Annotated in this window: 18 protein-coding genes and 12 pseudogenes; 16 read left to right on the top strand and 14 right to left on the bottom strand. The window is 67.6% G+C overall.

The genetic code is table 11. The annotated features are described in order from the left end of the window. Window positions 1-36: 36 nt before the first annotated feature. Window positions 37-4,890 (top strand): cation-translocating P-type ATPase, encoded by a 4,854-nt coding sequence (locus tag FQ389_RS06535; protein ID WP_144206423.1) that lies wholly within the window; start codon window positions 37-39, stop codon window positions 4,888-4,890. Window positions 4,891-4,967: 77 nt separating this feature from the next. On the opposite strand, the gene FQ389_RS19275 is transcribed toward FQ389_RS06535, so the two are convergent. The 4 genes and pseudogenes from FQ389_RS19275 to FQ389_RS06520 form a co-directional block, all read right to left on the bottom strand. Further along, entirely contained in the window at window positions 4,968-5,588 is a 621-nt protein-coding gene (locus FQ389_RS19275) for an AMP-binding enzyme (RefSeq protein WP_260860550.1), read from the bottom strand. 180 nt (window positions 5,589-5,768) lie between these two features. Continuing rightward, complete coding sequence (locus FQ389_RS19270) at window positions 5,769-6,116, bottom strand: AMP-binding protein (RefSeq protein ID WP_260860549.1); 348 nt, start codon at window positions 6,114-6,116, stop codon at window positions 5,769-5,771. An 81-nt stretch (window positions 6,117-6,197) separates the two neighbouring features. Continuing rightward, window positions 6,198-6,797, bottom strand: a complete 600-nt coding sequence (locus tag FQ389_RS06525; protein ID WP_260860548.1) for an SDR family NAD(P)-dependent oxidoreductase — start codon at window positions 6,795-6,797, stop codon at window positions 6,198-6,200. 50 nt (window positions 6,798-6,847) lie between these two features. After that, a pseudogene (locus FQ389_RS06520) lies at window positions 6,848-7,477 on the bottom strand (SDR family NAD(P)-dependent oxidoreductase); the annotation flags it as partial. Window positions 7,478-7,585: 108 nt separating this feature from the next. Here FQ389_RS06520 and FQ389_RS06515 point away from each other — a divergent pair. Then, on the top strand, window positions 7,586-8,071 hold the full coding sequence (locus FQ389_RS06515; protein ID WP_260860547.1) for a CGNR zinc finger domain-containing protein: 486 nt from the start codon (window positions 7,586-7,588) through the stop codon (window positions 8,069-8,071). Here FQ389_RS06515 and FQ389_RS06510 read toward each other — a convergent pair. Together FQ389_RS06510 and FQ389_RS19265 are read right to left on the bottom strand one after the other, a co-directional pair. Further along, window positions 7,998-8,741 carry a 5'-methylthioadenosine/S-adenosylhomocysteine nucleosidase gene (locus FQ389_RS06510; RefSeq protein ID WP_186296290.1) on the bottom strand — a complete coding sequence of 248 codons (744 nt, stop codon included), beginning with the start codon at window positions 8,739-8,741 and terminating at the stop codon, window positions 7,998-8,000. The two genes, FQ389_RS06515 and FQ389_RS06510, sit on opposite strands and share 74 nt — an antisense overlap. Before the next feature lie 353 nt (window positions 8,742-9,094). Then, window positions 9,095-9,541 carry an NAD(P)/FAD-dependent oxidoreductase gene (locus tag FQ389_RS19265; RefSeq protein WP_260860546.1) on the bottom strand — a complete coding sequence of 149 codons (447 nt, stop codon included), beginning with the start codon at window positions 9,539-9,541 and terminating at the stop codon, window positions 9,095-9,097. A gap of 301 nt (window positions 9,542-9,842) precedes the next feature. On the opposite strand from FQ389_RS19265, the gene FQ389_RS06500 reads away from it, so the two are divergent. From FQ389_RS06500 to FQ389_RS19260, 3 genes are all read left to right on the top strand, one after another. Continuing rightward, window positions 9,843-10,160 carry a trimeric intracellular cation channel family protein gene (locus tag FQ389_RS06500; RefSeq protein ID WP_144206421.1) on the top strand — a complete coding sequence of 106 codons (318 nt, stop codon included), beginning with the start codon at window positions 9,843-9,845 and terminating at the stop codon, window positions 10,158-10,160. Window positions 10,161-10,253: 93 nt separating this feature from the next. After that, window positions 10,254-10,496: a hypothetical protein gene (locus tag FQ389_RS22205; RefSeq protein ID WP_407662785.1), complete on the top strand. Its 243-nt coding sequence runs from the start codon at window positions 10,254-10,256 to the stop codon at window positions 10,494-10,496. Next, window positions 10,472-10,801: a hypothetical protein gene (locus FQ389_RS19260; RefSeq protein ID WP_260860545.1), complete on the top strand. Its 330-nt coding sequence runs from the start codon at window positions 10,472-10,474 to the stop codon at window positions 10,799-10,801. Before FQ389_RS22205 ends, FQ389_RS19260 begins: the two co-directional genes overlap by 25 nt. Window positions 10,802-11,085: 284 nt before the next feature. On the opposite strand, the pseudogene FQ389_RS06485 reads toward FQ389_RS19260, so the two are convergent. Next, window positions 11,086-11,367 (bottom strand): annotated as a pseudogene (locus FQ389_RS06485) (SRPBCC family protein); the annotation flags it as partial. 278 nt (window positions 11,368-11,645) lie between these two features. Here FQ389_RS06485 and FQ389_RS06480 point away from each other — a divergent pair. The 5 genes and pseudogenes from FQ389_RS06480 to FQ389_RS06460 form a co-directional block, all read left to right on the top strand. Then, window positions 11,646-12,506, top strand: a complete 861-nt coding sequence (locus FQ389_RS06480; protein ID WP_144206420.1) for a hypothetical protein — start codon at window positions 11,646-11,648, stop codon at window positions 12,504-12,506. 161 nt (window positions 12,507-12,667) lie between these two features. Further along, window positions 12,668-14,935 (top strand): heavy metal translocating P-type ATPase, encoded by a 2,268-nt coding sequence (locus FQ389_RS06475; protein ID WP_144206419.1) that lies wholly within the window; start codon window positions 12,668-12,670, stop codon window positions 14,933-14,935. Between the two features lie 44 nt (window positions 14,936-14,979). Next, window positions 14,980-16,347 carry an alpha/beta hydrolase gene (locus FQ389_RS06470; protein WP_144206418.1) on the top strand — a complete coding sequence of 456 codons (1,368 nt, stop codon included), beginning with the start codon at window positions 14,980-14,982 and terminating at the stop codon, window positions 16,345-16,347. Window positions 16,348-16,551: 204 nt separating this feature from the next. Further along, window positions 16,552-17,367: a polysaccharide deacetylase family protein gene (locus tag FQ389_RS06465; RefSeq protein WP_144206451.1), complete on the top strand. Its 816-nt coding sequence runs from the start codon at window positions 16,552-16,554 to the stop codon at window positions 17,365-17,367. A 55-nt stretch (window positions 17,368-17,422) separates the two neighbouring features. Then, window positions 17,423-18,820 (top strand): annotated as a pseudogene (locus FQ389_RS06460) (SDR family NAD(P)-dependent oxidoreductase); the annotation flags it as partial. On the opposite strand, the pseudogene FQ389_RS19250 reads toward FQ389_RS06460, so the two are convergent. The 4 genes and pseudogenes from FQ389_RS19250 to FQ389_RS06445 form a co-directional block, all read right to left on the bottom strand. After that, a pseudogene (locus FQ389_RS19250) lies at window positions 18,801-19,182 on the bottom strand (hypothetical protein). The pseudogenes FQ389_RS06460 and FQ389_RS19250 sit on opposite strands and share 20 nt — an antisense overlap. A 6-nt stretch (window positions 19,183-19,188) precedes the next feature. Beyond that, window positions 19,189-19,352 (bottom strand): annotated as a pseudogene (locus FQ389_RS06455) (Zn-ribbon domain-containing OB-fold protein); the annotation flags it as partial. 97 nt (window positions 19,353-19,449) lie between these two features. Continuing rightward, complete coding sequence (locus tag FQ389_RS06450) at window positions 19,450-19,659, bottom strand: TOBE domain-containing protein (protein ID WP_144206417.1); 210 nt, start codon at window positions 19,657-19,659, stop codon at window positions 19,450-19,452. After that, window positions 19,634-19,897: pseudogene (locus tag FQ389_RS06445) on the bottom strand (helix-turn-helix domain-containing protein); the annotation flags it as partial. The pseudogene FQ389_RS06445 and the gene FQ389_RS06450, both read right to left, overlap by 26 nt. 233 nt (window positions 19,898-20,130) lie before the next feature. On the opposite strand from FQ389_RS06445, the pseudogene FQ389_RS06440 reads away from it, so the two are divergent. Beyond that, window positions 20,131-21,358: pseudogene (locus FQ389_RS06440) on the top strand (cytochrome P450). Here FQ389_RS06440 and msrA read toward each other — a convergent pair. Next, window positions 21,355-21,879: a peptide-methionine (S)-S-oxide reductase MsrA gene (msrA, locus tag FQ389_RS06435; protein ID WP_144206415.1), complete on the bottom strand. Its 525-nt coding sequence runs from the start codon at window positions 21,877-21,879 to the stop codon at window positions 21,355-21,357. The pseudogene FQ389_RS06440 and the gene msrA sit on opposite strands and share 4 nt — an antisense overlap. Window positions 21,880-22,043: 164 nt before the next feature. Between msrA and FQ389_RS06430 the strand changes: the two are divergent. The 3 pseudogenes from FQ389_RS06430 to FQ389_RS06420 form a co-directional block, all read left to right on the top strand. Beyond that, window positions 22,044-22,275 (top strand): annotated as a pseudogene (locus tag FQ389_RS06430) (nuclear transport factor 2 family protein); the annotation flags it as partial. Between the two features lie 20 nt (window positions 22,276-22,295). Beyond that, window positions 22,296-22,421 (top strand): annotated as a pseudogene (locus tag FQ389_RS06425) (NAD-dependent epimerase/dehydratase family protein); the annotation flags it as partial. Beyond that, a pseudogene (locus FQ389_RS06420) lies at window positions 22,408-22,696 on the top strand (DUF427 domain-containing protein). The pseudogenes FQ389_RS06425 and FQ389_RS06420, both read left to right, overlap by 14 nt. A 10-nt stretch (window positions 22,697-22,706) precedes the next feature. Here FQ389_RS06420 and FQ389_RS06415 read toward each other — a convergent pair. Beyond that, window positions 22,707-23,096, bottom strand: a complete 390-nt coding sequence (locus FQ389_RS06415) for a nuclear transport factor 2 family protein (protein ID WP_144206414.1) — start codon at window positions 23,094-23,096, stop codon at window positions 22,707-22,709. A 57-nt stretch (window positions 23,097-23,153) separates the two neighbouring features. On the opposite strand from FQ389_RS06415, the pseudogene FQ389_RS06410 reads away from it, so the two are divergent. Together FQ389_RS06410 and FQ389_RS06405 are read left to right on the top strand one after the other, a co-directional pair. Next, window positions 23,154-23,992 (top strand): annotated as a pseudogene (locus tag FQ389_RS06410) (DNA-3-methyladenine glycosylase family protein). 79 nt (window positions 23,993-24,071) lie between these two features. Next, window positions 24,072-24,617: a Dps family protein gene (locus FQ389_RS06405; protein WP_144206413.1), complete on the top strand. Its 546-nt coding sequence runs from the start codon at window positions 24,072-24,074 to the stop codon at window positions 24,615-24,617. Here FQ389_RS06405 and FQ389_RS06400 read toward each other — a convergent pair. Further along, window positions 24,614-25,137: pseudogene (locus FQ389_RS06400) on the bottom strand (chloride channel protein); the annotation flags it as partial. The gene FQ389_RS06405 and the pseudogene FQ389_RS06400 overlap by 4 nt on opposite strands. Window positions 25,138-25,366 lie beyond the last annotated feature (229 nt).

The following is a 25,366-nucleotide window of genomic DNA, read 5'->3' as shown; positions in this document are numbered from 1 at the left end:
TCATTAGCGCGGTAGACGTCTTCGAAGGATGACTGAATGAAGATTCCGAGTGTATCCAGCGTGGTCGCTGGTGTCACCGGCGGAGCGGTTCAGCTAGTCAAAGCCGGGGTGTCCACGGCGGCGGGCGCCGGGGGCGCGGTACAGCTGCTGGCAAGCCCGGCCGTCGAATTAGCCGGCCCCGTGGTGCAGGCGGTGGCCAGTTCCACCGGCCGCGCACTGGGGATGCACGCTTGGCCCGACGGTTCCCCGGAACGCATCCGGCCTCCGTTGCGCTGGCGCAGCGGTCAGCGGGTGCACCTCGATCTGGACCCTTTGTTGCCGTTCGCGCGCTGGTATGAGTATTCGGCGGTGATCGAGGAGCCGGTTCGCCGGATTCCGGGCGTGGCCAAGGCCCACGTCGAGGGCGCCCTGGGCCGGTTGGTGGTCGAGCTCGTTGACGGCGCCGACCACGACGCTGTCGTGGACGACGTTCAGTGGACGGTAGCGGACATCGCCGCCGACCTGGCATCCATCAAATCCGACCTGCCGTTGTCCGCACCCTTCGCCGACCCCGGCAACCCGTTGGCGATTCTGGTCCCGTTCACCGCAGCCGCCCTGGATGTGGTCGCGATGACCGCCGCACTGATCGGCTGGGTGGCCCGCCTGCCCGCGGCACCGCAAACCACCCGGGCGGTAGCGGCGCTGATCAACCATCAACCCCGCATGGTCTCGATCCTGGAGTCGCGGCTGGGCCGGGTGGGGACCGACGTCGCGCTGGCGGCCGTGACCGCGGCGGCGCATGGGCTGACCCAATCATTCGGCACCCCGCTGCTCGACATGACGCAGCGGACCTTGCAAATCACCGAGGCGGCGGCGCACCGGCGGGTGTGGCGAGAGCGCGAGCCGCAGCTGGCCTCGCCGGAGCGGCCCCAGGCGCCGGTGGTCCCGGTCATCTCCTCGGCCGGGGTGAATTCGCAAATGCCACGGCACACCTGGGGGGCCGCGGCGGCCGGTGAGGCATCACACGTCGTGGTCGGCGGCACCATCGACGCCGCGATGGACAAAGAAAAGGGCTCGATGGCCGGGCCGGTGGAAAGTTACGTTGACTCGGCGGCCAACGGCTCGCTGATCGCCGCGGCTAGCGCGCTGGTGGCCGGCGGCGGTACCGAAGACGCCGCCGCGGCGATCGAGGCAGGCGTGCCGCGGGCCGCGCACATGGGGCGGCAGGCTTTCGCAGCGACCCTGGGCCGCGGGCTCGCGGACGACGGCCAACTCGTCCTCGACCCGGGAGCGCTGCGCCGGTTGGACCGGGTGAAGGTGGTCGTGATCGACGGCGCGGCGCTGCGCGGCGATCACCGCGCTGTGCTGCGCTCCGTCGGGGCGGCACCCGGCTGGGACGACGACCGGGTCTACGAGGTGGCCGACGCGCTCCTGCACGGCGAGGAGGCGCCGGAGCCCGACCATGACGAGCTGCCCGCCACCGGCGCGTACCTGAGATGGGCTCCGGTACAAGGCCCGTCTGCGACTCCGGCGCAGGGCCTGGAGACCGCCGACCTGATGGTGGACGGCGAACGGGTGGGCAGGGTCGAGGTCGGCTGGGAGGTGAATCCCTATGCGATCCCATTGCTGCAGACCGCGAACCGGACCGGGGCCCGCGTGGTACTGCGCCACGTCGCCGGCACCGAGGATCTGACGGCAAGCGTCGCCGCGACACATCCCTCGGGCACGCCGCTGTTCAGCGTGGTCCGGGAGTTGCGGGCAGATCGCGGACCGGTACTGCTGATAACCGCACTGCACCGCGATTTCGCGTCGACGGACACCCTGGCCGCCCTGGCTATCGCCGATGTTGGTGTGGCACTTGATGATCCACGTGCGGCCACGCCGTGGACGGCCGACATCATCACCGGCACCGACCTGGCCGCTGCGGTTCGCATCCTGTCGGCGATTCCGGTGGCACGCTCGGCCAGCGAATCGGCGGTGCACCTGGCTCAGGGCGGTACGACGCTGGCCGGGTTGCTGTTGGTCACCGGAACCGATTCGAAGCAATCCAAGAACCCGATGGGTTTTCGGCGCTGGCTCAACCCGGTCAACGCCGCCGCGGCCACGGCGCTGGTTGCCGGGACCTTCTCGGCCAGCAGGGTGTTGCGGCTGCCGGACCCGACCCCGCAACCACTGACCGCCTGGCACGCGCTGGATCCGGAGATCGTCTATTCGCGGCTGGCCGGCGGTGCCCGGCCGATGGCGGTGGAGACGCTGACCCCGGCGTGGCGGCGCCGGCTCGACGACCTGTCCTACAGCCCCCCGTTCGCGGCCCTGCGTGGACCGCTGCACGGCCTGGGCCGGCTGGCCGCGGCCACCCGGGTCGAACTATGCGACCCGTTGACCCCGATTCTGGCCGTCGGGGCGGCCGCCTCGGCCATCGTCGGCAGCAACATCGATGCGCTGCTGGTCGGTGGCGTGATGACGGTAAACGCGATTACAGGTGGTGCGCAATTGCTGCGGGCCGAGGCGGCGGCCGCCGAGCTGTTCGCCGAACAGGATCAGCTGGTGCGCCGCGTGGTGGTCCCCGCGGTGGCCACCACCCGGCGCCGCCTGGAGGCGGCCCGGCACGCGACCCGCACGGCGACCGTGTCCTCCAAGTCGCTGCGGCCGGGCGATGTCATCGATCTGGCCGCGCCGGAGGTGGTCCCGGCGGACGCGCGCCTGCTGATCGCCGAGGACCTCGAGGTCGACGAGTCGCTGCTGACCGGGGAGTCGCTGCCGGTGGATAAGCAGGTGGATCCGGTCGCCGTCAACGACCCCGACCGCGCAAGCATGCTGTTCGAGGGAAGCACCATCGTCGCCGGGCACGCCCGCGCGATCGTCGTGGCCACCGGGGTGAATACCGCTGCACACCGGGCGATTTCGGCGGTCGCCGACATCGAGACGTCCGCCGGTGTGCAGGCCCGGCTGCGCGAGCTCACCAGCAAGGTGCTGCCGCTGACCCTGACCGGCGGTGCGGCGGTGACCGCGCTGGCATTGCTGCGCCGTTCGCCGCTGCGGCAGGCGGTCGCCGACGGTGTCGCGATCGCGGTCGCCGCGGTGCCGGAGGGCCTGCCCCTGGTGGCCACTCTGTCCCAGTTGGCCGCTGCGCAACGTTTGACGTCGCGCGGCGTGCTGGTCCGCTCGCCGCGCACCATCGAAGCACTGGGCCGCGTCGACACCGTCTGTTTCGACAAGACCGGCACGCTGACCGAGAACCGGCTGCGGGTGCTGTGCGCGGTGCCGTACGACGCCCGCCCGCGCGATCCCTTCCCGGAAGCCGAGGACCCTCGGTCGGCGGCCGTGCTGCGGGCGGCGGCCTGGGCGTCCTCGCAGCCCCAGGACGGGCAGGGCCACGCGCACGCCACCGACGAGGCCATCATCACCGCCGCGAGTTTCCTGCTGACCAAGAACAATTCGGGGTGGCAGCTGCTCGCCGAGGTTCCCTTCGAGTCCAGCCGTGGCTATGCCGCCGCGATCGGCACCTTCGGCGCGGACCCGGACTCGCCGGTGCTGATGCTCAAGGGTGCTCCGGAGGTGGTGCTGCCCCGCTGCCGGTTCACTGACCCGGCGGCCGACCGCGCACATGCGGAGTCGGTGGTACGCGGACTCGCCGAGCGAGGCCTGCGGGTGCTGGCGGTGGCGCGCCGACCGTGGCCGAACGGCACCACCCACGACGAGGACACCGATGTCGACGCCATCGCCGCCACCGCCCATGACCTCGAACTGCTGGGATATGTCGGCTTGGCGGACACCGCCCGGGCCTCGTCCCGTCCGCTGATCGAAGCGCTGGAGGCGGCGGGCCGCGACGTCGTGCTGATCACCGGCGACCACCCGATCACCGCGCGGGCGATCGCCCGTCAGCTGGGCCTACCGGCCGATGCACGGGTGGTCACCGGCACCGAGCTGGCCGGCCTCGACGAGGACGCCTGCGCCAAGGTGGTCGCCGACGTGCAGGTCTTCGCCCGGGTCAGCCCGGAGCAGAAGGTGCAGATCGTCGCGGCACTGCAGCGTTGTGGGCGGGTGACGGCGATGGTCGGCGACGGCGCCAACGACGCCGCCGCGATCCGGATGGCCGACGTGGGCATCGGCGTCAGCGGGCGCGGGTCGTCGGCCGCCCGGGGTGCGGCCGACATCGTGTTGACCGACCGCGATCTCAGCGTGCTGCTGGACGCGCTGGTCGAGGGCCGCGGCATGTGGGCCGGGGTGCGCGATGCCGTCACGATCCTGGTCGGCGGCAACGTGGGCGAGGTGCTGTTCACCATCATCGGCACCGCTTTCGGTCAGGGGCGCGCACCGGTGGGGACCCGCCAGCTGCTGTTGGTGAACCTGCTCACCGACATGTTCCCGGCGCTGGCGGTCGCGGTCACATCGCAGTACGTCGAGCCCAACGAGGCGGAGTATGACAGCAAGGAGGAGGCCGAAAACGCGCGCGCCGCACACCGTCTCGCCGTGCTGACCGGACCGCGGCCGTCGCTCGACGCCCCGCTGATGCGCCAGATCATCAGCCGCGGTGTGGTCACCGCGGCCGGCGCCACGGCGGCCTGGGGCATCGGACGCTACACCCCCGGCAGCGAACGCCGCACGGCGACAATGGGATTGGCCGCCCTGGTGACCACACAACTGGCGCAGACCCTGCTGACCCGCCAGCACAGCCCGCTGGTGGTGGCGACCGCGCTGGGCAGTGCGGGCGTCCTGGTCGGCATTATCCAAACCCCGGTGGTCAGCCAATTCTTCGGCTGCACACCGCTGGGTCCGGTCGCCTGGTCGGGTGTGGTCGGAGCGACAGCGGGCGCCACCGCGATCTCCTGGCTGGCGCCGAACTGGCTGAATAAGACGATCGGAGTGCTGCAGCCGATCGATGAGTCCGAGGACGAGCCGGACCGCTAGGTCGCCAGCTCCCTGCGGATGACCTTGCCGGCGGGATTGCGCGGAATGCTGTCGACCAGGTGAATGTCGCGGGGCTGTTAGAAACGGGAAACCTTGCCTTTGAGGAACTCTCGCAGCGCCGCCACGTCGACGTCGCGCCGCTGGCGCGGGACGACGAACGCCGCCAGTCGTCGCCCGAACTGCTCATCGGCCACCCCGATGACCGCGGTCTCGGCGATGTCGGGATGCTCGGCGAGGGCGTTTTCCAGCGCCCGCGGATACGCGTTCTCACCGCCCGACACGATCATGTCGTCCTCGCGTCTGACGATGTAGAGCAGGCCCGCATTGTCGACATAGCCCATGTTGCCGATGCTGGTGTGCCCGTCGATGACGGTCTTGCCACCACCGCCGATGTAACCGTTCGAGCCCAGCTCGCCGCCGACGAAGATGCGGCCGGTCACCCCCGGGGTCCGACGGGATGCCCACCGTCTCCGGCGCGGCCCGCAGCTCGGGCGGGGTCGCGAGGGCACCGATCCTTCCGTCGAGCCGTAAAGGTTGTAGAGGACGTCGCCATACTCGTCCATGAACCGCCGGGCCAGGCTGGGATCGAGCCGGTCTCCGCTGGAGATCACCACCCGCAACGATCCCAGCGGGTTGCGGGAGCGCACCCGCTCCGGCAGACCCAGGATCCGCGCCAGCATGATCGGCACCACGCTCATCGCGTCGGTGCGTTGCAGCGACGCCTGCGCCAGTGTGTTCGGCGTCGAAGCGGCGACGGGCCAGCATGGTGGCGCCCAGGCTGACCGAAAGTGTCATGATGCCGAACCTGAGGCCGTGAAACATCGGTGTTGCCAAAGCAATCCGTGCACCGGTGCGCAGGCGGGTGCCTTCCAGGATCGTCACGCCGGCCCCCAGTCTGGTGCTGATCCGGGGTGTGCGCGGCGCACCCTTGGGATACCGGTGGTGCCCGATGTGAGCAGCACGATGCGACCCGACGGCGCGACCTTGGGGCGCGGGGGCGCCCGAGGTGGCTGGGTCTCAGCCGGGTCGATCACCTGAATCGACGGGTCTGCATCGCGAACCTGTTCGGCAAACTCGTTGTCACAGAACATCGTTGTCACCCGGTGCGCGCTGAGCGCATCGGCGAGCGCATCGCTGGGGAACTCCGTGTTCTCCAGCGCCACGTCGGCCCCGACCATGGCCGTGGCGAATACGGCGGCCACGAAGTCGCGGGCGTTGCGGCACATGATGCCGACCGCTTCGCCCGGCCCCGGCGTCGACGAGCCGGTGTGCCAGCGCTTCGGTCTTGACCTGCAGCTCGCGATAGCTCAGGCACCACTCGCACCCCGACGCTTGAGACGTTCACGACATGACCGCCGCGGTAGTCCCAGCAGCAGCCAGATCGGGCCCAGATAGTTGATGTCGATGGTGCGCTGAAAGTCGTGCGGGCGGTCGTACTGCTGGTGCAGTGACCGGCGCAGCGATTTGCTGGCTTTGCTGACCACGATGTCGAGCGGGCCGTGGTTTTCTGTGATCTGCTTGGTCAGCACATCGACGGCGGCCTCGTCGCTGAGGTCGGTCGGGTACGCGACGGCCCGGCCGCCGCCGGCATTGATCGCCGCTGCGAGATCGTCGAGCGTTCCGCCGATCGGGCGACGACTGGCACCGTGGCTCCGGCCGCGGCGTGCTGTCGCCTCGCCGATCCCGTACGAGGCCCCGTGACCAGCACCGTCTTGCCGGAGACGGCGGCGCGCAGCCGGTCGGTGTCCGACAGCCGCGCCGGATTGGCCAGCCGGTCGGTCGTCCGCGCCAACGCCTGAGCTATCAAGTTCACCTTTACGCGCTTCACCGAGGTGGCGTGCCGAGTCGTGGTGTAACGCTGTCGTCTTAACGTCCGTGACTCGTAACCTACAGCTACCAGACGGCATGCACAGCCGGAACCACCGGTCCGGGCCAAACGGGGCGCGGCGGCGTTAGCTCAGGATTCGCGGCGCTCCGAGTCGGGCGCGGCTTCTTCTGCGGCGCTGATCATTTCGTCGCACGGATCCCGGTGCCAGTCACCGAACGGGTCCCGGTAGTCGAGCCAGTCCTGTGGTGTCGCCATTCCGCGTCGGTGAGCAGCGCCGCGTGCAGGGCGTCGGGCGGCTCGGCGCCGCAGACCAGTGGCCCGGAGGCTGGATTCGTCGGCGAGCACCTCTGCCTGATCATCCCGGGTGCCGTCCACGATCTGGCGGGCGACGTCGCGCGGATCATTTTTCGGCACAGCAAAATTGGCGGTCATGTCGGTGTCGGTGGAGGCCGAGGTGGACCGCGGTGACCAACGTGCCCTGCTTGTCGAGCTCGACCGCAGCGAGTTAGTCAGCGACCAGATGGCCGTCTTGGAGTCGCCGTAACCACCGAAGCCGCCGACCCAGGCCAGCACCGAGCTGATGTCGACGAGTTCGCCGCCGCCGTTTTCGGCCAGGATCGACGCGAGGCCTGCGCCACCCGCAGGGCGTCGAAGTAAGCCGAAGTAATTGGTCTCGAAGACCTCGCGGAACTCGTGCAGTTCGCTGCCGAGCAGTTGGGTGGCGCCGGAGATGCCGGCGTTGTTGACCACGATGGTGGCGTCCGATGCCTGAACCGCGAGCGCGGCAACCGAGTCGGCCCGCTACGGTCCGGACCTGCTGGCCGACCTCGCACTCGCGCAGCACTGGGTCGACGGCGCCGTCGCGGCGTGCCCGTCGGACCACCGCGGCTGTCCGCGGCGGATCTGCCGAAACTGCGCACGCTGCGCGACACCGTCGCGCAGTTGGTGCGCCGGGAAGAACCCGCCGGGCCGGGCCCGCATTCGATTACCGCGTCGTTCGCGTTGTCCGCAGCCGGCCAGGTGCGCCTGGACCCCGCGGGCAGTGGCTGGCGCTGGCTGGCCTCAGCGCTGTGGGGTGAGATTCTGCTGGGCCAGCAGGCCGACACCTGGCGACGGCTCAAGCAATGTCACAACGACCCGTGCGGCACCTCCCTCTACAACCGCTCCAAGAACAACAGCGGGGGTGTGGTGCAACGCGAAGAAGTGCGGCAACGTCGCCAATTTGCGGGCTTCCCGGCGCGGCGGCGGGAACGCGAACGCGCGGCCGGCGACAGCCCGGTCAGCCCAGCGCCGGCAACAGGTACAGCAGCACCCGCGCCGAGCTGTTCGCGATCGCCTCGGCGAACAGGTTGAAGTCGACGCCGGCCAGGTCGGACAGTGCGCGGATCACCAGCCACGGAATCGCGAACACCTCGCACACCTGCGCCAGTGCACCGCCCTCCATTTCGATGGCCAGGGCACCGAATTCGTCGTGCAGCCGGTTACGGGTGGCTTCGCAGTGCAGATATTGATCGCCACTTAGGACCGTCCCGTACGCGACCCGCGGCGCCACCCCGGTGCCGCCCGCCGCAGCGGGCAGGTCCGGCAGGGTGAACCCCGCGAGGTGGCGTTGCACGCGGCCGAGAAGCCCGGGTTCGACGGGGTAACCAAACCGTTCGGTCGGGTTGATGAACGGGATGTGCCCGGGCTGATAGGGCGCGCAATCGCGCGTCCTCGATGACCCCCGAGTCGTGCTGCACCACGCGATCGGCGACGACGATGTCACCGAGCGTAGCTGCGGATCCAATCCCCCTGCAACACCGGTGAAAACGATTGGCCGGTAACCGAATCGGTCGGCAAGCAAGGTCGCGACCAATCCGGAGTTGACCTTGCACATCCCCGCCGCCGCCAACACCACCGGGTGCGCGCCCAGTGTGCCGACGTCAAAGCCGAGGTGTGCGATCCGCTCGTGATGATCGATCGACAGAATGCTGCGCAGATAATCCCACTCCTGCGGGATGGCGCAAACGACGCCGACCGTCACCGAGATCCGCTCGGGGGCACGTCGAAACTCCCATCGCCAGCCAGCGTAGGGCCAACGAGACCGCGGCACCGCCGGCGATTCTATCGACCCGGTCAGGGCGTCAGCAGCGCTCCGCGCCTCGAGCCATGACCCGAACCTCACCAGCCTGCTCGCGTGACCTGCTCCTCAGGACTGCCTGCAGCGCGCCACACGCGCGCTCCTTGATGGGGGCCACTACGTCGAGGTTGGTAGAGCCCTGGTTGATCAAAGTCTGCAGTGTCACCACAGTGTCAACCCCTCCTCTCCTATCGACCTAGTCAGCCGACTTCACATACATTGCACCGCAGCTGTTTTACAAGTGTGCAGCAGCAAAGTTAACGCCGTGAGAACCGAGCTTGTGGTATCGCGCACAACAAGGTCCATTTGTCCAGATACGGGAAGTTCACCGTCAACCCGTCCTGGGCGATGCTCTCGATGAAGCAATTCGGAAAACCGTTGGCGCACAGGCCCTGGAAGGTGCGGACACCGTCGCGCCGCCGCTCGGTGAGTGTTATGCCGTCGCGGCCGATCAGTTCGAACCCGGTGCGACGGCAATGGTCAGTGCCCCCCTTGAAGCCGGTGTCGAAGATGAGGCAGTCCAGCTCGTAGGTCGTCGACCACGACCACCGGACTCGGTGATGCACTGCACGCCTCGACCGGGTGTCGACCAGCGTCACGTTGTCGCGGTTGAACGCCTGCAGATACTCGTCGTGAAAGCACGGGCGTTTGCAGAAATAGCCGTACCGCGGTTTGAGCGCCTCGGCGGTGGCCCGGTCGGTCACGACGTCGTCGACCCGAGCCCCGAGCTCCTCCCATCTTGTCGAAGTCCGCCAGCTTGATGTCGCGGCCGCGCTGGGCCGGATCCGTCGTGCCGTCGCCGTCGTGGCGCATCACGGCAGCTTGCGGGTGATACTCGTCCAGGCGTCGGCGACCAGATCCTCCGATGACTGGCCACCGGCGATCAGGGATTTGGAAGTTCTCGATGCGCCGGCGCTGCCAGCCGGGTCGTAAAGTGCTGGCCCACTGGGGATCCGTGACACGATTGGCGCGCACGTCGACCGACGACGGCGTGCGTTGTAAGACTTGTCTTGGTTCCCCGCGGTTTTACTGGGCACTGTGAGCGCCGTCGGTGGTGGAGCGCTGCGGGATCTGGCGGTGCACCGCACGCCGGTGATCTTCGGCGGCAACACGCTATATGCGACGCCAGCGGTGGCCGCCAGCGGAACGATGGTGCTGCTCTCCCGTTGCGGCCTCGCACCGTACGGCGAACTGGCCGGCATCGCGGTCGGCGCGGGGTTGTGCCCGCTGGCCAGGTGGCGCGGGTGGCGCCTCGGCGAAAGCCTCACGGTCGATTACTACCTGATCCGGGCGCAGGCGCATCTGGCGGATTCGGCGCGGTAATCGGCTGCGTCGCCCCTACGACACGTGACGACGCTGGGCAGTCCGATCGGTGCGGATGGTCAACAGACCCGACGACGGATCACCACCGCCGCCATGCGCTGCGTGGCCGAGGTCGGCTACTCGCGAGCCACCATCCGAGAGATCGTCCGGACGGCGGGCATGACCAGCGGGCAGCCTGTACCACTATTTTCTATTTTCCGACGAAGTCGGAGCTGCTGGCGGCGACCGGCGAGGAGATCGAGGCGATCGTCGCGCCGCGGCTGCGCGCGGCCGCCACGCACCACGACCACGCCGCCGACCGGATCGACGCCGTGCTGGACAAGTCCGTTCGGTTGATCCGCGACTATCCTTACCTGATCGGCTTCCTGCGCGCACTGCGCGCCGGCAGCACGGCCCAATTCGGCCTTGGTGCAACCGATTACACAGGATCCAAGACGTTGCGCGACGTCATCGCCGAAATCGTCGCCGATGCCGGCAAGCGCGGCGGCCTGTCCACCGAGACCGACGCACGGTCGGCGGTGGCGGCCATCTGCGCGCTGGCCCGGAGTCTGTCGGAGCAGGCGGACATCCTGCGGCCGCAGACCTACCGGGCCGCGATGAGCTCAGCCAAGAGGCTGGTCCGCGGAACGCTGTTTGCGTAGCGCCTCGCCGAGCGTCCATAACGCCACGCCGATCAGCACTAGGTCTTTGAGCAGAAATTGACTCGGCAGTGCCGACAGCACCGGCAATCCGGCGCGACCACGCCCGGCGTGGTGAACAGAAAGCTCAGCGTCCCCAGGAACAGCACGATCGCCACGCGCTGCCGAGCGCCGACACGCGCGGCCAAATCGGGTACAGCGCAATGAGAATGGCGGCGATGATTCCATCGTGCCCAATGCGCGCGACGGCAGTGAAGCTAGTGAAGCTGAGGAAATCATAGATCCAGCCCGAGCGGATGGCGCCATTCGATCAACTCGTGCGGCTTGAGCGCCGTCACCGTACTGGTGATGCGATACGGCAGACCCAGCATCTTCATGCTGGTCGAGAATTTCGAGCCCTCCGTCAGGACCGCGGGTGCCGTGATGTTGCCGCGAACCGTGCCTGACCCGTCCAGCTCGGAATGCCGTCGCGGGTCGGCGACCAATTCGTAAAGCTCCGCGGCTGGCGCGGCGACCTCGACCGATCGACTCACCTGGTGAGGTCCGGCGTTGACGATGACGACAGTCATGGTGTCTCCTTCCGCTATCGGGCAGCGTAGACCCGCCCGATCGGGCCATGCCGCGACGTGTGGGCCCAGCCGGGCGAGGACACGAAACGGCGGCAGGACACCGCGACCAAGCAAACTGATCGATCCGCCGCAGCAACAGCATCATTCCGCTTCCCGGGGACGCCGACCGGGGCGCCGTCCGGCTCCGGCAGGTCGGTGAGTGGGCGGCATATCGCGTTTGTCGGCAATGCCTCCGAACACGGTCGTATCGCGACAATTCCCAGTTAATATGCACCGCTATGGGCGTCCTTAGGTTAATCTGGCAACGCATCCTGGCATTTGACCGAATCGGCTCGCGCATTCCGCAGCCTATTCCGATCTGGCTGACCGAGCTGTTCTTCGTGATGCCGCTGACCTTCTTCATCGGCAAAGTCATCGATATTCACGGGGCATTCGGCGTGCCGGGGACGGGCGAACGGCTCGACGGGGCGTTTTGGGGCTCCCTCGTCGTCTCGGTGATCTTCGGTTTCCTGTTCGTGCGCTCACTGGTCCGGCCGCAGGTGGTGGAAGGTCCGTGGAGGCCGATGGTGCACGCCGACATCGGCCCCGTGACCGTGTACGGGGCCAACCGCGCCTGGACCGTGACGTATCCCTACCTGACCAGCCACCCGTCCTACGCCTTGCTGCTGCTGATCACCGCGCCGATCCCAGCGGTGATGTTGGCCGCGACGACCAATCAGGGTGACAGCACGTTCTATTTCCGGGTGTCGGGCATCATAGGCCTGATCATCCTGAGCTGCATGGTAGTGGCCCGCATCTTGGCGTGGTACGTCTTTCGCCTCGGGCGCCGTCAGTTGGATGTGCGACTGGAAGACCTGCCGATGTCGCAACGCCGGCTCGGCTGGGAGATCGCGTGGGAACCGGTGCTCGTCTTGCTGCTGATGATGTACGCAATCGTCGGTATCCCGTTGGGCGTAATGTGGTTTCAAGAACAGCGCACCATCGCCGCGTTGCCCGCCATGACCGTGGCCGATACCGACCACCCGGGCGACTACCGGCGGATGCCACCAGGCAAGGTCATCGACACCATCACCCCGACCGAACGCGAGTACTACGGCTTCGATCTGAGCGACTTCCCCGAACCGTCTCCGGACGGGTAGGTGCTGTTGTTGCTGTCGCAGCCCTGACCGGCCGCTCACCCGCCTACGGCGGACAGGCACAATCGTTCGGTATCGGGAGACGCGGATTGTTGGCGCGCGCACCCTGCGAGTGTATAAGAGAGCTAGTCAACTTACCCCCAGGGGGTATAGGAAGGAGTGCCATGACACCCAGCGCGGCCAGCAGCCTGGAGCTGAACATCAGCGGCATGACATGCGCCTCCTGCGCGGCCCGGCTGGAAAAAGCGCTCAACAGCCTCGATGGCGTGACCGCCGCCGTGAACTTCGCGACCGAACGCGCCACCGTCGCCGTGCCGGCCGGATACGACCCGCAGATGTTGCTCGACCAGGTCAAAAAGGCCGGATACACCGCCCTGCTGCCGCAACCGGACCAGCACGCCGCCCCGGCCGACGAGCTGGAACTAGCGTCGCTGCGCACCCGTCTGGTCGTCTCGATAGCACTTGCGACGCCGGTGATCGCGATGGCGATGATCCCCGCGCTGCAGTTCCCATACTGGCAGTGGGTGTCACTTGCGCCGGCCGCGCCTGTGGTCGGGTGGGCGGGTTGGCCGTTCCACGCCGCCGCCTGGACCAACCTCAGGCACCGCGCGGCCACCATGGACACCCTGATTTCGATCGGCACGCTATCGGCGTTCCTCTGGTCGCTGTACGCCCTGTTCTTCGGAACGGCCGGCCACTCGCACCTGCACCACGGGTTCACGTTGACGGCCGCCCCTGGCGACCCGACCGGCAACATCTACCTCGAAGTCGCCGCCGGGGTGACCCTGTTTGTTCTGGCCGGGCGGTATTTCGAGAAGCGCGCCAAGCGGCGAACCGGCGCGGCCCTGCACGTCCTGCTGGAGCTCGGCGCCAAGGACGTCGCGGTACTGCGTCCCGACCGGCACGGCACCGAAATGCGCATCCCGATCGAGCAGCTGCGGGTCGACGACGTGTTCGTGGTGCGCCCCGGTGAGAAAATCGCGACCGACGGGATCGTCGTGTCCGGCTCGTCGGTCGTCGACGCCGCGATGCTGACCGGCGAGTCCGTCCCGGTCGAGGTCGGCGAGGGCGACGCCGTCACCGGCGCCACCGTCAACGCTGGTGGGCGCCTCGTGGTGCGGGCCACCCGCGTCGGCGCGGACACCCAGCTGGCGCAGATGGCCAGGATGGTCGAAACGGCGCAATCGGGGAAGGCCCGCGTCCAGCGACTCGCGGACCGCGTCTCCGGGGTCTTCGTTCCGATCGTCGTCGCGATCGGGCTGGCCACCCTGGCGGGGTGGCTCGTTGCGGGGTCCGGTGTCGCCGCCGCGTTCTCGGCCGCGGTGGCGGTGCTGATCATCGCGTGCCCGTGCGCGTTGGGGCTGGCCACGCCGACCGCGCTGTTGGTGGGAACGGGCCGTGCGGCTCAGCTCGGCATCCTGATCAAAGGACCCGAGGTGCTCGAATCCACCCGGGCGGTCGACACCATCGTGTTGGACAAGACCGGCACCGTGACAACCGGCAGGATGAACCTTGTCGACGTCGTCACCGCGCCCGGCGTCGACCGCGCGACGCTGTTGCGCTACGCGGGAGCGGTCGAGTACGCTTCCGAGCACCCGGTCGCCCAGGCGATCGTGAAAGCCGCCGGCGCGGAGCTCGGTGCGCTGCCCGCGGTCGAAGGTTTCACCAATGTGCAAGGCAAGGGCCTGCACGGCGTCGTCGACGGTCACACTGTCGTCGTCGGCCGGGAGAGCCTGCTGGCCGACTGGTCCCAGTACCTGGACCCTGCGCTGATTCCCGAGCTGGTCACGGTCAAGGGTCGCGCCGAAAGCGAAGGCAAAACCGCGGTCGTCGTCGGGTGGGACGGCAGCGCCCGCGGGATCCTCGTCATCGCCGACACCGTCAAGCCCACCAGCGCCGAGGCCGTCCGGCAGTTGAAGCGGCTCGGGCTCACACCTGTCCTGCTCACGGGCGACAACGAGACCGTGGCGGACCGCATCGCCAGCGAGCTGCGGATCGCCCACGTCATCGCCGAGGTGCTGCCCGCGGACAAGGTTGCCGTCATTGCCCGCCTGCAGTCCGACGGCAAGGTCGTCGCGATGGTCGGCGACGGGGTGAACGACGCCGCCGCATTGGCGACCGCCGATCTGGGCCTGGCGATGGGCACCGGGACGGACGTGGCCATCGAGGCCGCCGATCTGACGCTGGTGTGCGGCGATCTGCGCGCCGCCGTGGATGCGATCCGGCTGTCCCGCAAGACGCTGGCCGTCATCAAGATGAACCTGTTCTGGGCGTTCGGTTACAACGTCGCCGCGATCCCGCTCGCGGCGGCGGGCCTACTCAACCCGATGCTGGCCGGTGCCGCGATGGCCTTCTCCAGCGTCTTCGTCGTCGCAAACAGCTTGCGGTTGCGGTCTTTCGCGAGCGCGGTCCGTTCGGGCGATATGGGATAGTTGGTCTGGCTTACCGGGTTTCATAGCTTCTGAGGTCCGCTCGCTTGCCCCACTTAGTCGGACAACTGTCCCTGCTGCACGGCTGGCTGCCGCTTGCGACGCAGGCGCTGGCGCTGTTCGTGGCCGTGGTCGTCATCGACTGGCGGCGGCGCGCGTTGCCGGTGCCGCTGATCGTCGGAGTGGCCGTCGCCGCATTGGCGTATTGGTACATCGGCTCGCTCGGCGTGGCCGGTGACCCGGCACCGAAATCGCTGTGGCTGTGGATCGCGATGAGCGGGGTCACCGCCGCGGTCCTGCTGCTGGGCTGGCGGGGCGCACGCTGGTGGCGCCGGGCCCTGGCGGTGGCGTCGGTTCCACTGTGCGTGTTGTGCGCGGGTATGTCCTTGAACCTGTGGGTCGGCTACTTCCCCACCGTGTTCGCCGCGTGGAGCCACGTGACGTCCGGGCCGCTGCCCGATCAGATCGACCGGTTGCAGGTCACCGCCATGCAGGTGGCCGGGACCAAGCCGGACAAGGGCGTCGTCGTGCCCGTCAACATCGATTCCGACAAATCCCTCTTCCCGCACCGGCAGGAACTCGTCTACCTGCCCCCGGCGTGGTTCAACAGTAACCCGCCACCCCGGCTGCCGACGGTCATGATGATCGGCTCGGCGTTCAACTTGCCGTCCGACTGGCTCGGGCCGGGTGGCGCCTTCACCGCCATCGACGGATTCGCCGCCCGCCATCACGGTTTCGCGCCCGTCTTCGTGTTCCCCGATGCCACCGGCGCGTTCGACAACGACACTGAGTGTGTCAACGGCCGCCGCGGCAACGCGGCCGACCACCTGACCAAAGAGGTGGTGCCGTTCGTGGTGTCCAACTTCGGCGTCAGCGCAGACCGGGCGAACTGGGGTGTCGCCGGCTGGTCGATGGGCGGTACCTGCGCCGTCAACCTGGCCGCCATGCACCCGGAGTTGTTCAGCGCATTCGTCGACATCGCCGGCGATCTCCGGCCCAACATCGGCGGCAAGGACCAGACCATCGCCCAGCTGTTCGGCGGTGACACCGCCGCCTGGATCGAATTCGATCCGCTCACCGTCATGACCAGGCACGGCCGCTACACTGGGGTGTCCGGATGGTTCGACATCCCCACCCCGCCCGGCGCTCACAACGTCGCGCAGGCCGCCGACCCGACCCTGGCCAGTACCACCGCGGCCAACCCGGAAGGCCAGGACGCGGCCGCCCACGCGCTGTGTGTCATCGCCAAGGCCAACGGAATCAGCTGCGCGGTGGTGACCCAGCCGGGCAACCACGACTGGCCGTTCGCCGCCCAGGCATTCGAAGCGTCGCTGCCGTGGCTCGCCGCGACGCTGGGGACGCCCGGTGTTACGCCAACCCCGTTGCCGCAACGGGGCCCCGGCGAGCCGCACTGATCCGTGACCGGCTCGAGACCATCGCAGCTCTACGCGGTTTTCGCCGCAAATTCACAGCTGACCCTCCCGTAACGAAACCGACATATTGGCGTCGGCGGTGGTACGGTTCGCTGCTGTGGCTGCGAAGTTTGGCAAGGTAGGCAACCCGACCGCGGGCCCGCCGCCGCGCCACCGCCCCGCAAATGGGGGCGTGTCATGGAGGAGATGAAGCGCCGCCGTTTCCTGGGCTCACTCTCCGCGGCCGCGGTCGCCACCGTCGGCGCGGCCCGCCTGATCGTCGATCCGCAACCCCGAACCTTCGCCCAGGCGTCGCTCGGGTCGGCCGCGACCTCCGGGCCCGCGGCCTCCTCGCCCGCCGGCTTGTTACCGCCGCCGCCGCTCAGCGCCCGCATCCCACTGCCCGGCGGAGGCGCGCTGACGAAGCTCCCCGGCGATGGCGACCTGCTCGCACTCACCCTGGACGACGGGGTCAACAGCGACGTCGTGCGCGCCTATACCCAGCTCGCCAAGGACACCGGTCTTCGGATGACGTTTTTCGTAAACGGCATCTACAGCTCCTGGACCGACAATGTGGATTTGCTGCGACCGCTGGTGGAATCGGGACAGATCCAGCTCGGCAACCACACCTGGTCGCACCCGGATCTGACTTCGGTGTCGGAAACCAAGGTCGCCGAGGAACTCAAACGCAACGACGACTTCCTGAAGAAGACCTACGGCATCGGCGCAAAGCCATATTACCGACCGCCGTACGCCAAGCGCAACGCCACCGTCGTTGCCGTCGCGTCCTATCTCGGCTACACGGTCCCCACGCTGTGGTCGGGCTCGCTGTCGGACTCCACGCTGATCACCGAGGAATACATCCTCAAGATGGCCGACGAATACTTCACCCCCCAGTCGATCGTGATCGGGCACCTCAACCACCTGCCAGTCACGCACGTGTATTCGCAACTGGTCGACATCATCCGCGACCGGAACCTCCGGACCGTCACGCTCAACGACGTGTTCCTCAGAACACCCTGACGGCAACGGAATTGACCGTGCACCGGCCCGATCTGCAGCGACTCGGCGGCCTGGAGTGGGTGCGCCGCACCGGCGGCGGGCTGTCCCGTGCCGAGCGGCGTCGTCTCGTGCTGGTGATCGCGGTCGGGCAGCGGACGAACGCCATGGGACGAATCAGGTTGGCCTGGGGCGGATTTCGGAAGCGGCGATCCGCTTCGATGTGGACGCCGTGCAAATTGCCGATTCCAGGCTCGCGCGGGAAGCCGAGTTAGCGTGCGCGGAGTTGTCGGCTACGCTGCGAGGGCACTCCTACCGCACCTGGTTGTTCGGTCATGCGCGGGCGGCACTCGAACCACCACGAGCTGGCGACGTCCGCGATACCGACGCGGTGTCGGCGATGGTCGAGCACGCCGCTGAACGGCTCGGCGGGCTCGACGTGCTGGTGAACGCCGCCGGGGGCGCTCATCGACCAGCAGATGAAGCAGCCCTAATCGGTGCCGACGAGCCCGGGCATCCGATGTACGTCGGCGTGCTGCTGGGAACACTCCCGAGATGCTCAACCAGATGGCCGCGGCCGGCCTGGGCGGCTATGTGTTGTGCGGACTTAACGATACCCGGCGGGGTGCGGCGCTGGCCGCCGACATCGCGCGCCGACTGCCAATTCGTGGTGACCGACGCCGAACACCATGCGCTGCCGGACGGTCTGGACCTGGGTGCCGTGCGGATCCTCGACACGTCGACGCCACAGTGGACCGAATTCCTCGCGGCCGCAGGTGAACTGGTGCCGTATCGCGAGGTCGCCGCGACGGACGCGTTTATGATGATCTTCACGTCGGGAGCCAGCGGGAACCCGAAGGCCGTGCAGGTGTCGCACCTGATGGCGATGTTCGCCGGCACTAACCTGGTGCAGCGCTTCGGTTTGACCGCGCAACCTGCTACGTATCCATGACGATAGTTTTACTCCAACGCGGTCGTCGCGGGGTGGCCCCCGCGGTGTGCTCCGACGCCGCGATCGTGCCGGCGAAATTCTCGGCGCGCAACTTCCTCGACGACGTCCGCCGCTACGGCGCGACCTACATGAACTACGTCGCCGCGCCGCCCGCCTAACATCCTGGCCACGCCCGAGCCCCGATCGAGCGAATCCTGTTGTGCCACAGTTCGATCAACCGTATCGCCGTCTATACCGTCCCGGATGGCCGGGTGGGCGATCAGGTGATGGCGGCCATCGTGCTCAATTACGGCCACACCCTCAACCCGGCCGAGTTCGAGGCCTTCCTCGGCGCGCAGCCCGACCTGTCACCGAAGGACTGGCCCCGCTATGTGCGGGCTGGCCGCACATCTGCCCAGCACCGCGACGCACAAGGTCCTCAAACGTCAGTTGATCGCCGAGGCCACGACGATCGGTGCCGGCGAAAGTCTGTGGGTGCGCGAGCCGCGCGGCACCGCCTACGCGGCTAACCCCGCCGTTCCCGACGGCGAATCTCTGTCGCTTCGTCCGCGGCACTCGCCTGACCGGTTCTCGGCTGGTGCCGCCGGCGATCTCGTCACGCAACTGCGTGATGTTGGAGATCTCGGCGTACAGCCCGCGGATGGTGTAGTCCAGCACGGCGAACGGGAAGCGCTGTTCGGAGTCTCCGATGATGCCCAGTTCGCGGGACCGCTGGCGTGACCAGAGCGCCTCGTCGAGCCGACGGCGACCAGTAGAAGTGGCCGACCGACGACTCGGCCCGCAGCTTGATCTCGCCGGCGGTCAGCCGTTCGTCGTTGGCCGCCAGGACACCCAAACACCAGGTAGGCCGTCACCGGAAGGCCGTTGGTCGTACGTCGGGGACTCACGGCCGGCTACCGTTCGCGGGTGAAGCAGGGCAGCGTAAGGTCCGGGCCGACGTCGTGGAATTGCACGCGCACGCGCATAGCGATCGCTAGCTCCGCGGCGCCACCCCGACGATGTTGGTGAGTATCTGGTAGCCTTCGTCCAAGGTGACGATCGCCGGGGCGTAGGGCGGCCAGGCCCGGCTCGGGGATAGGAATGTCTTCCAGGGCAACCGTTTTGGTATCGGCGTAGAAGCGCTCGGCGCGCATGGTCGAGGTCATGCCGTGGCGCTAGTCTATCCCGATAGTGACCTCGGTGGACTTGAGGAACACGGTCGCGGGCGGGCCGACGGCCAGGCCGAGATCTTCTGCCGCAGCCTTGGTGATCGAGGACGTGACGACCTGATCACCGTCGAGCCGAATCTTGACGACCGCCATCACGGTGCCGAGGTCAACCTCGGCGATGCTCCCTTTGAGCTGGTTTCGGGTCGATAACCGCATCGCACGCCTGGCGGATCTGCTGCTGCCAGTCGGCTTCCGGGTCGACGACGGCGACGATACTCGCCCCGAGCGTCTCGAGGTCGTTGGCCAGCAGCTCGAGTAAGCACTCCTCCTTGCTGGCGAAGTGGTCGTAGAACGCGCGCTTGGACGTCCGCGCGTGACGCACGATGTCGGCGACCGTGCTAGCGCGGTAGCAGCGCTCGTTGATCGCGATCGCGAGGCCGTCAAGCGACCGCATGCGGAACAGGTCTGAGGCAGCCGCATTGCTATCCGCACCGGCATCCACACCGTCGACGACAATCACCGTGGCCGTTGGTGCGGATGACATATCGGCGGCCCTTTCGACGCATATTCTGCCCGTCAGTCGCCCTTGTCAAGCTCAATACTACTAAAATACCTGTACGGGACAGGTCCGTGGTACATCGCAGTACCAGCCCGGATGCCGCGGCAGACGTTTGGAGCAATTACGTCATGAGCGAACTGGTCACCGCCACCCCACCGGTATCCGCAGTCAGGTTGCCGCCGGCCGTCCCGGCACCCCGGCTGGTGCAGGGCCTCGGCTTCGCGCTGGTGCCGCACGATGATCCGGCGGCTGTCGCGGCGCTACTGCAACGTTTTCACGCTGCGGCTTCCGATGTTCGGACGGGTCATTGCGGTCAGTGATCCGCAGCTGGCCAAGCAGATCTTCACCACCAGCCCAGAAGAACTCGGCGAAATCCAGCCCAACCTGAGCAGGCTGTTCGGCTGCGGTTCGGTCTTCGCGCTGGAAGGCGACGAACACCGCCGCTGCCGGTTGCTGGCGTCGCCGTTCCACGGCAAGAGCATCAAGAACTACGAGTCCATCTTCGAAGAAGAGACGCTGCGCGAAACCACCGACTGGCCCGAGGGGCAGTCCTTCGCCATGCTCACCCCGATGATGCAGATCATCTTCAACGCGATCCTGCGTGCCGTGTTCGGCGCCGACGGCGCCGAACACGACGAGTTGCGCCGGCTCATCCCGCCCTGGGTCACGCTGGGCTCGCGGCTGGCGTCGTTACCCAAACCGAAACGGAACTACGGACGATTCAGCCCGTGGCATAGGCTGGATCGGTGGCGCGAGCAGTATGACGCCGTCATCGAGCAGCTGATCTCGGCCGAGCGGGCCGACCCGAACTTCGCCGACCGCAACGATGTGCTGGCACTGCTGCTGCGCAGCAGCTACGACGACGGTTCGGCGATGTCACACAAGGAAATTGGCGACGAGCTGCTGGCGGTGCTGGTCGAGGGGGACGACAACGAATTACGCCAGGCAACCCTCCTGGAGGCCCAACGGGCAAGATCCGTAATCGATTTCGCTGGCCGACACGTCTACCCGGAGACCTACCAACTCGGCGAGTGGCTGATCCCGCGCGGCTACTCGATGATCGTCGGCATCACGCAACTGCACAACAACCCCGACCTGTTTTCCCGATCCGGGCTGCTTTGACCCGTGGCGGTTCATCCACTCGAAACCGGACGCCCTGTCCTGGGTCCCGTTCGGCGGCGGCACCCGACGGTGTGTGGGCGTCGCGTTCGTCAATGTCGAGATGGATGTGGTGCCTCGAACGGTGCTGCGCCACTTCCATTGAGACCACCGGACGCACCGGCTGAGCGCTGGCACTGCCGCGGCGTCGCCTTCTTCCCAAGGACGGCGGGCCGAATTACGGTGCCGCACCGCTAATCCGGCTGCTGGCTGGCCGACGCGCGACGCGGCAGCTTCCAACCCAGACGGATGAAATGGCAGGTGTACCCGTTGGGGTAGCGCTGCAGGTAGTCCTGGTGCTCGGGTTCGGCCTGCCAGAAATCGCCGGCGGGGCTGACCTCGGTGACGACCTTCCCGGGCCATAGCCCGGACGCCTCGACGTCGGCGATGGTGTCCAGTGCGATGCGCTTCTGCTCCTCGTCGACGTAGAAGATCGCCGATCGGTAGCTGGTGCCGCAGTCGTTGCCCTGCCGGTTTTTCGTTGTCGGATCGTGGATCTGGAAGAAGAACTCCAGCAGGGTGCGGTAATCGATGACCGATGGGTCGTACATGATCTCGATGGCTTCGGCGTGCGTCCCGTGGTTGCGATAGGTCGCATTGGGCACGTCGCCCCCGGTGTAGCCGACGCGGGTGGAGACCACGCCGGGCTGTTTGCGGATCAAGTCCTGCATGCCCCAGAAACAGCCGCCGGCCAGAATCGCCTTTTGGGTATCCGCCATTTCTTGTCCTCCATATCCAGGCAGGGCTTGGGCACGATCAAGGCCAGGCTACATTCCGCCGATGAGCAGCAACGGCGCTGCAAAAGTGAAAACCTAGGCCGCGCTATGAACGTCGGCCCGTTCTCGCGCAGCGAACTCGCTGCCGCGTTCGAGAAATTCCAACAATCATGGAAATCGACAACCCGATGAAGGATCCCGGCGGCAGCATCATCGCGGCGACCAACATCTCGATCATCACCTACGCTGGCGACGGCCTGTGGCGTCGGCAGGAAGACATCTACAACCCGCTGCGCTTCGTGCAGGCCTCGTTGAAGTGGTGCCGCAAGGCGTAGGAACTGGGCTACCCTCGACCAGTACGCCGCGCGTTTCCTTCAGCAGTACGGGGGCGCTGCATGAGCGCCAAACCCAAACTCGCCGACACGGGCCTGCCCGCTGTCGCGATGTGCGTGTCCACCACTTACGGCGTCGGTGACGGGGGCGGCACACCGCACGGCGCGTTCATCGCGGGCGCGGTGTTCGGCAAGTTGCCTGGAACCCAACGCCGGGCACCCGATCACCATCACCCCGGCCCAACAACGGGGTCCAGGTGCAAGTTAACGGCGAGCTCATCGCGACACCGCGGCCGCACTGGAATTGCGGGAAGCCCCCATCCCGGTGGTGTACTACACCCCGCTGGCCGATGTGGCGCAGGACCGGCTCACCCGCACCGAAACGGTCAGCTACTGCCCGTTCAAGGGCGGTCGCCGAGATCGCCGGGCACGTCGTGTTCTACCCGAACAAAGCCGACATCAGCGTGGGAGCCTGTGCGGCCGGGTAACGCCCGCCGGTCACTCGGCGAAAAGTTTGGCCTGGGCCCGGGTGTCGCCGTATTCGCGCATCGACACAATCACCCCATCGCGAGTTTCAAAGATACACACGAACGGGGTGTCGTAGCGCATCCCCTCGGAGTTGGTGCCGGCGGCATAGGCCTCGATGACCACCGTGTCGCCCTCGTTTATGCAGCGCAGCAGGTCGATCGTGAGATCCAGGCCGTGCCTGCGGCGGTCGGCGGCGCAGCGCAGCGCATCCTTGTCGTAGGTGCCGCGGGTGAACAGGCTCCAGCAGGTGAAGTCGTCGCTGAGTAATGCGAAACCCTCGTCGAGGTCGCCGCCTCCGGTCAGGCTCTGGATGAACATCCAGACCAGCTCTGCATTGGGAGCGTCAAAAGGCGTCATCACATCGCAATAGTGTCGTGGCAGGCAGTGAACGGTCAATCAGCGTCGGTGGCGGCGGGAATCCGGAGTTTGGTGGTGAACACGGCACGCACGGTGACTTTCCCCAGGGCGGTCAGCTTCGGGCACACCCTGGCGCCGCTGCGCCGGGGAACCGTGTTTTCGCCTCCCGGGCGACGGCACCATCCTGGCGACGAGCCTGCTGCCCAGCGGACCCGTCACGGCGCACATCGGCCGCGCGGCCTCCGACGAGGTGCGGTGCCGGGCGTGGGGCGAGGGCGCCGAGGATTTCGTGCCGACCCACCCGACCGTGGCGGCCGCGCACCGGCGCGTCCCCCATCTGCGGCAGGACCCCACCGGGCAGGTGCTGGAGGCCCGCATCCCGGCGATCATCGAGCAGCGGGTGCCCGGCGCCGACGCGTTCAAGTCGTGGCGGGTGCTGGTGTCCAAGTATGGCACACCGGCTCCCGGTCCGGTCCCGGCCGGCATGCGGGTGCCACCGCCCGCCGAGGTGTGGCGCCGCATCCCGTCATGGGAGTTCCAGCGCGCCAACGTCGATCCGCGGCGGGTCCGGACGGCGGTGGCCTGTGCGCGTCCCGCGGAGCAGGCCCGCTCAGCGCTGACGTCACTGCCAGGAGTGGGGGAGTGGACGGCCGCCGAGACGCTCGCTGCAGCGGGACTTCGGCGACGTCGACGTACTGTCGGTCGGCGACTACCACATCCCGAAGATAATCGGCTGGACGCTGGCGGGGTGCCCGGGCGACGACGAGCTGATGCTCGAGTTGCTCGAGCCGATGCGGCCACACCGCCACCGGGTGGTGCGGTTGTTGGAAGCCAGCGGCCTGGCCTACGAGCCGCGCCGGGGCGCGCGGCTGCCGATTCAGCGACTCCGCGCGCTATGACCAGCTGGTGTTTTCGGGCGGTGCCTTCGGGTATTCGTCGGAAATCAACGGCTACACATACGAAACGCAGGAGTGATCGATGACGCAGTTCACCATTCCGGGCTTGAGTGACAAGCAGGCCGCGCGACTCGCCAAGTTGTTGCAAAAGCAGTTGAGCACCTACAACGACCTCCATCTGACGCTGAAACACATTCACTGGAATGTGGTGGGCCCTAACTTCATCGGGGTGCACGAAATGATCGACCCGCAGGTCGAGGCGGTGCGCGGCTTCGCCGACGATGTGGCCGAACGCATTGCGGCCCTTGGCGCTTCGCCCGAAGGAACTCCGGGCGCCATCATCCGGGACCGCACCTGGGACGACTACTCGGTCGGCCGCGACACCGTCCAGGCGCACCTGGCCGCGCTGGACCTGGTCTACACCGGCGTGATCGAGGACATCCGGCAAGCCATCGACGAGACCGACGAACTCGACCAGGTCACCCAGGACCTGCTGATCGGGCAGGCCGGACCGCTGGAGAAGTTCCAGTGGTTCGTCCGCGCGCATCTGGAGAGCGCCGGCGGGCAGCTGCAGCACGAGGGTAAGAAGATCGAGAAGGGTGCCGCCGCCACCGCGCGCAGGGCTTAACCAGCTTTCGGACGTGAGCGTGCGCGTTCGGCCTCGGCGGCCTCGCGGTTGAGTCGCTGCGCCTGGTAGATCGTGACGGCGGTGCGCGACAGTAGCAGGGCAGCGATACCGACCGCGATGATCGCGCCGGGCACCACTGAGAACGAGATGACCGGTTCGTCGGGAACCCCGGGCAGGCCGGCCAGCTAGCCGAGCCGCCAGACGGCCGCCCCGACGAAGACGCCGATCACGATTCCGGGACCGAACAGGCCGCCCGACCCGCCGGTGCCGATCGACAGCGACGTCGCGACGATCTTGGCGAACGGCAGCACCGCGACGATCCAGAGCGGGATGTACAGCAGCGCGTCGCGGTTGGCGGCCAGCTGCGCCAGCCGTAGCCGCTGCCGAGGATCTCGGGAATCAACAGGCCCAACAACCCGACCAGCAGACCACCCGCCGCGGGCTTGAGCACCAGAACGCCGGGTAAGCCGGACCGTGCCGAAAAAGTCCGGGCGTACAGGTAGCCGACCGCCGCGTCGATCACCTATCGAGACGACTTCGACTACCGCTGCCTGTTGCCCGAGTTCATCACCTCGGGACGGCGTACGCGGTACTCGGCGCGTTTCTTGGCTTCGATCCGCTGTTCGGCTACATCGACGCCGAGTACCGATTCGAGAAGGCCTGGCCGCTGCTGTAATTCGTGGTGTCGGTGTGATCGCCGCGGCGGTCGGCTACCTGTACGCCGGGTAAGCCGGACCGTGCCGAAAAAG

Origin of the sequence: Mycobacterium tilburgii (assembly GCF_902168065.1) — a bacterium.
GTDB lineage: Bacteria > Actinomycetota > Actinomycetes > Mycobacteriales > Mycobacteriaceae > Mycobacterium > Mycobacterium tilburgii.
This window is presented reverse-complemented; position numbering and strand designations above follow the sequence as displayed.

What these genes read in the sequence shown, in the direction of transcription:
- FQ389_RS06535 (WP_144206423.1), top strand. Translation starts at nt 37, where the DNA reads ATGAAGATTCCGAGTGTATCCAGCGTGGTCGCTGGTGTCACCGGCGGA.
- FQ389_RS19275 (WP_260860550.1), bottom strand. Translation starts at nt 5,588, where the DNA reads ATGAGCGTGGTGCCGATCATGCTGGCGCGGATCCTGGGTCTGCCGGAG.
- FQ389_RS19270 (WP_260860549.1), bottom strand. Translation starts at nt 6,116, where the DNA reads ATGTGCCGCAACGCCCGCGACTTCGTGGCCGCCGTATTCGCCACGGCC.
- FQ389_RS06525 (WP_260860548.1), bottom strand. Translation starts at nt 6,797, where the DNA reads ATGCCGTCTGGTAGCTGTAGGTTACGAGTCACGGACGTTAAGACGACA.
- FQ389_RS22205 (WP_407662785.1), top strand. Translation starts at nt 10,254, where the DNA reads ATGCGCTGCGTGGCCGAGGTCGGCTACTCGCGAGCCACCATCCGAGAG.
- FQ389_RS06480 (WP_144206420.1), top strand. Translation starts at nt 11,646, where the DNA reads ATGGGCGTCCTTAGGTTAATCTGGCAACGCATCCTGGCATTTGACCGA.
- FQ389_RS06475 (WP_144206419.1), top strand. Translation starts at nt 12,668, where the DNA reads ATGACACCCAGCGCGGCCAGCAGCCTGGAGCTGAACATCAGCGGCATG.
- FQ389_RS06465 (WP_144206451.1), top strand. Translation starts at nt 16,552, where the DNA reads ATGAAGCGCCGCCGTTTCCTGGGCTCACTCTCCGCGGCCGCGGTCGCC.
- FQ389_RS06450 (WP_144206417.1), bottom strand. Translation starts at nt 19,659, where the DNA reads ATGCGGTTATCGACCCGAAACCAGCTCAAAGGGAGCATCGCCGAGGTT.
- msrA (WP_144206415.1), bottom strand. Translation starts at nt 21,879, where the DNA reads ATGGCGGATACCCAAAAGGCGATTCTGGCCGGCGGCTGTTTCTGGGGC.
- FQ389_RS06405 (WP_144206413.1), top strand. Translation starts at nt 24,072, where the DNA reads ATGACGCAGTTCACCATTCCGGGCTTGAGTGACAAGCAGGCCGCGCGA.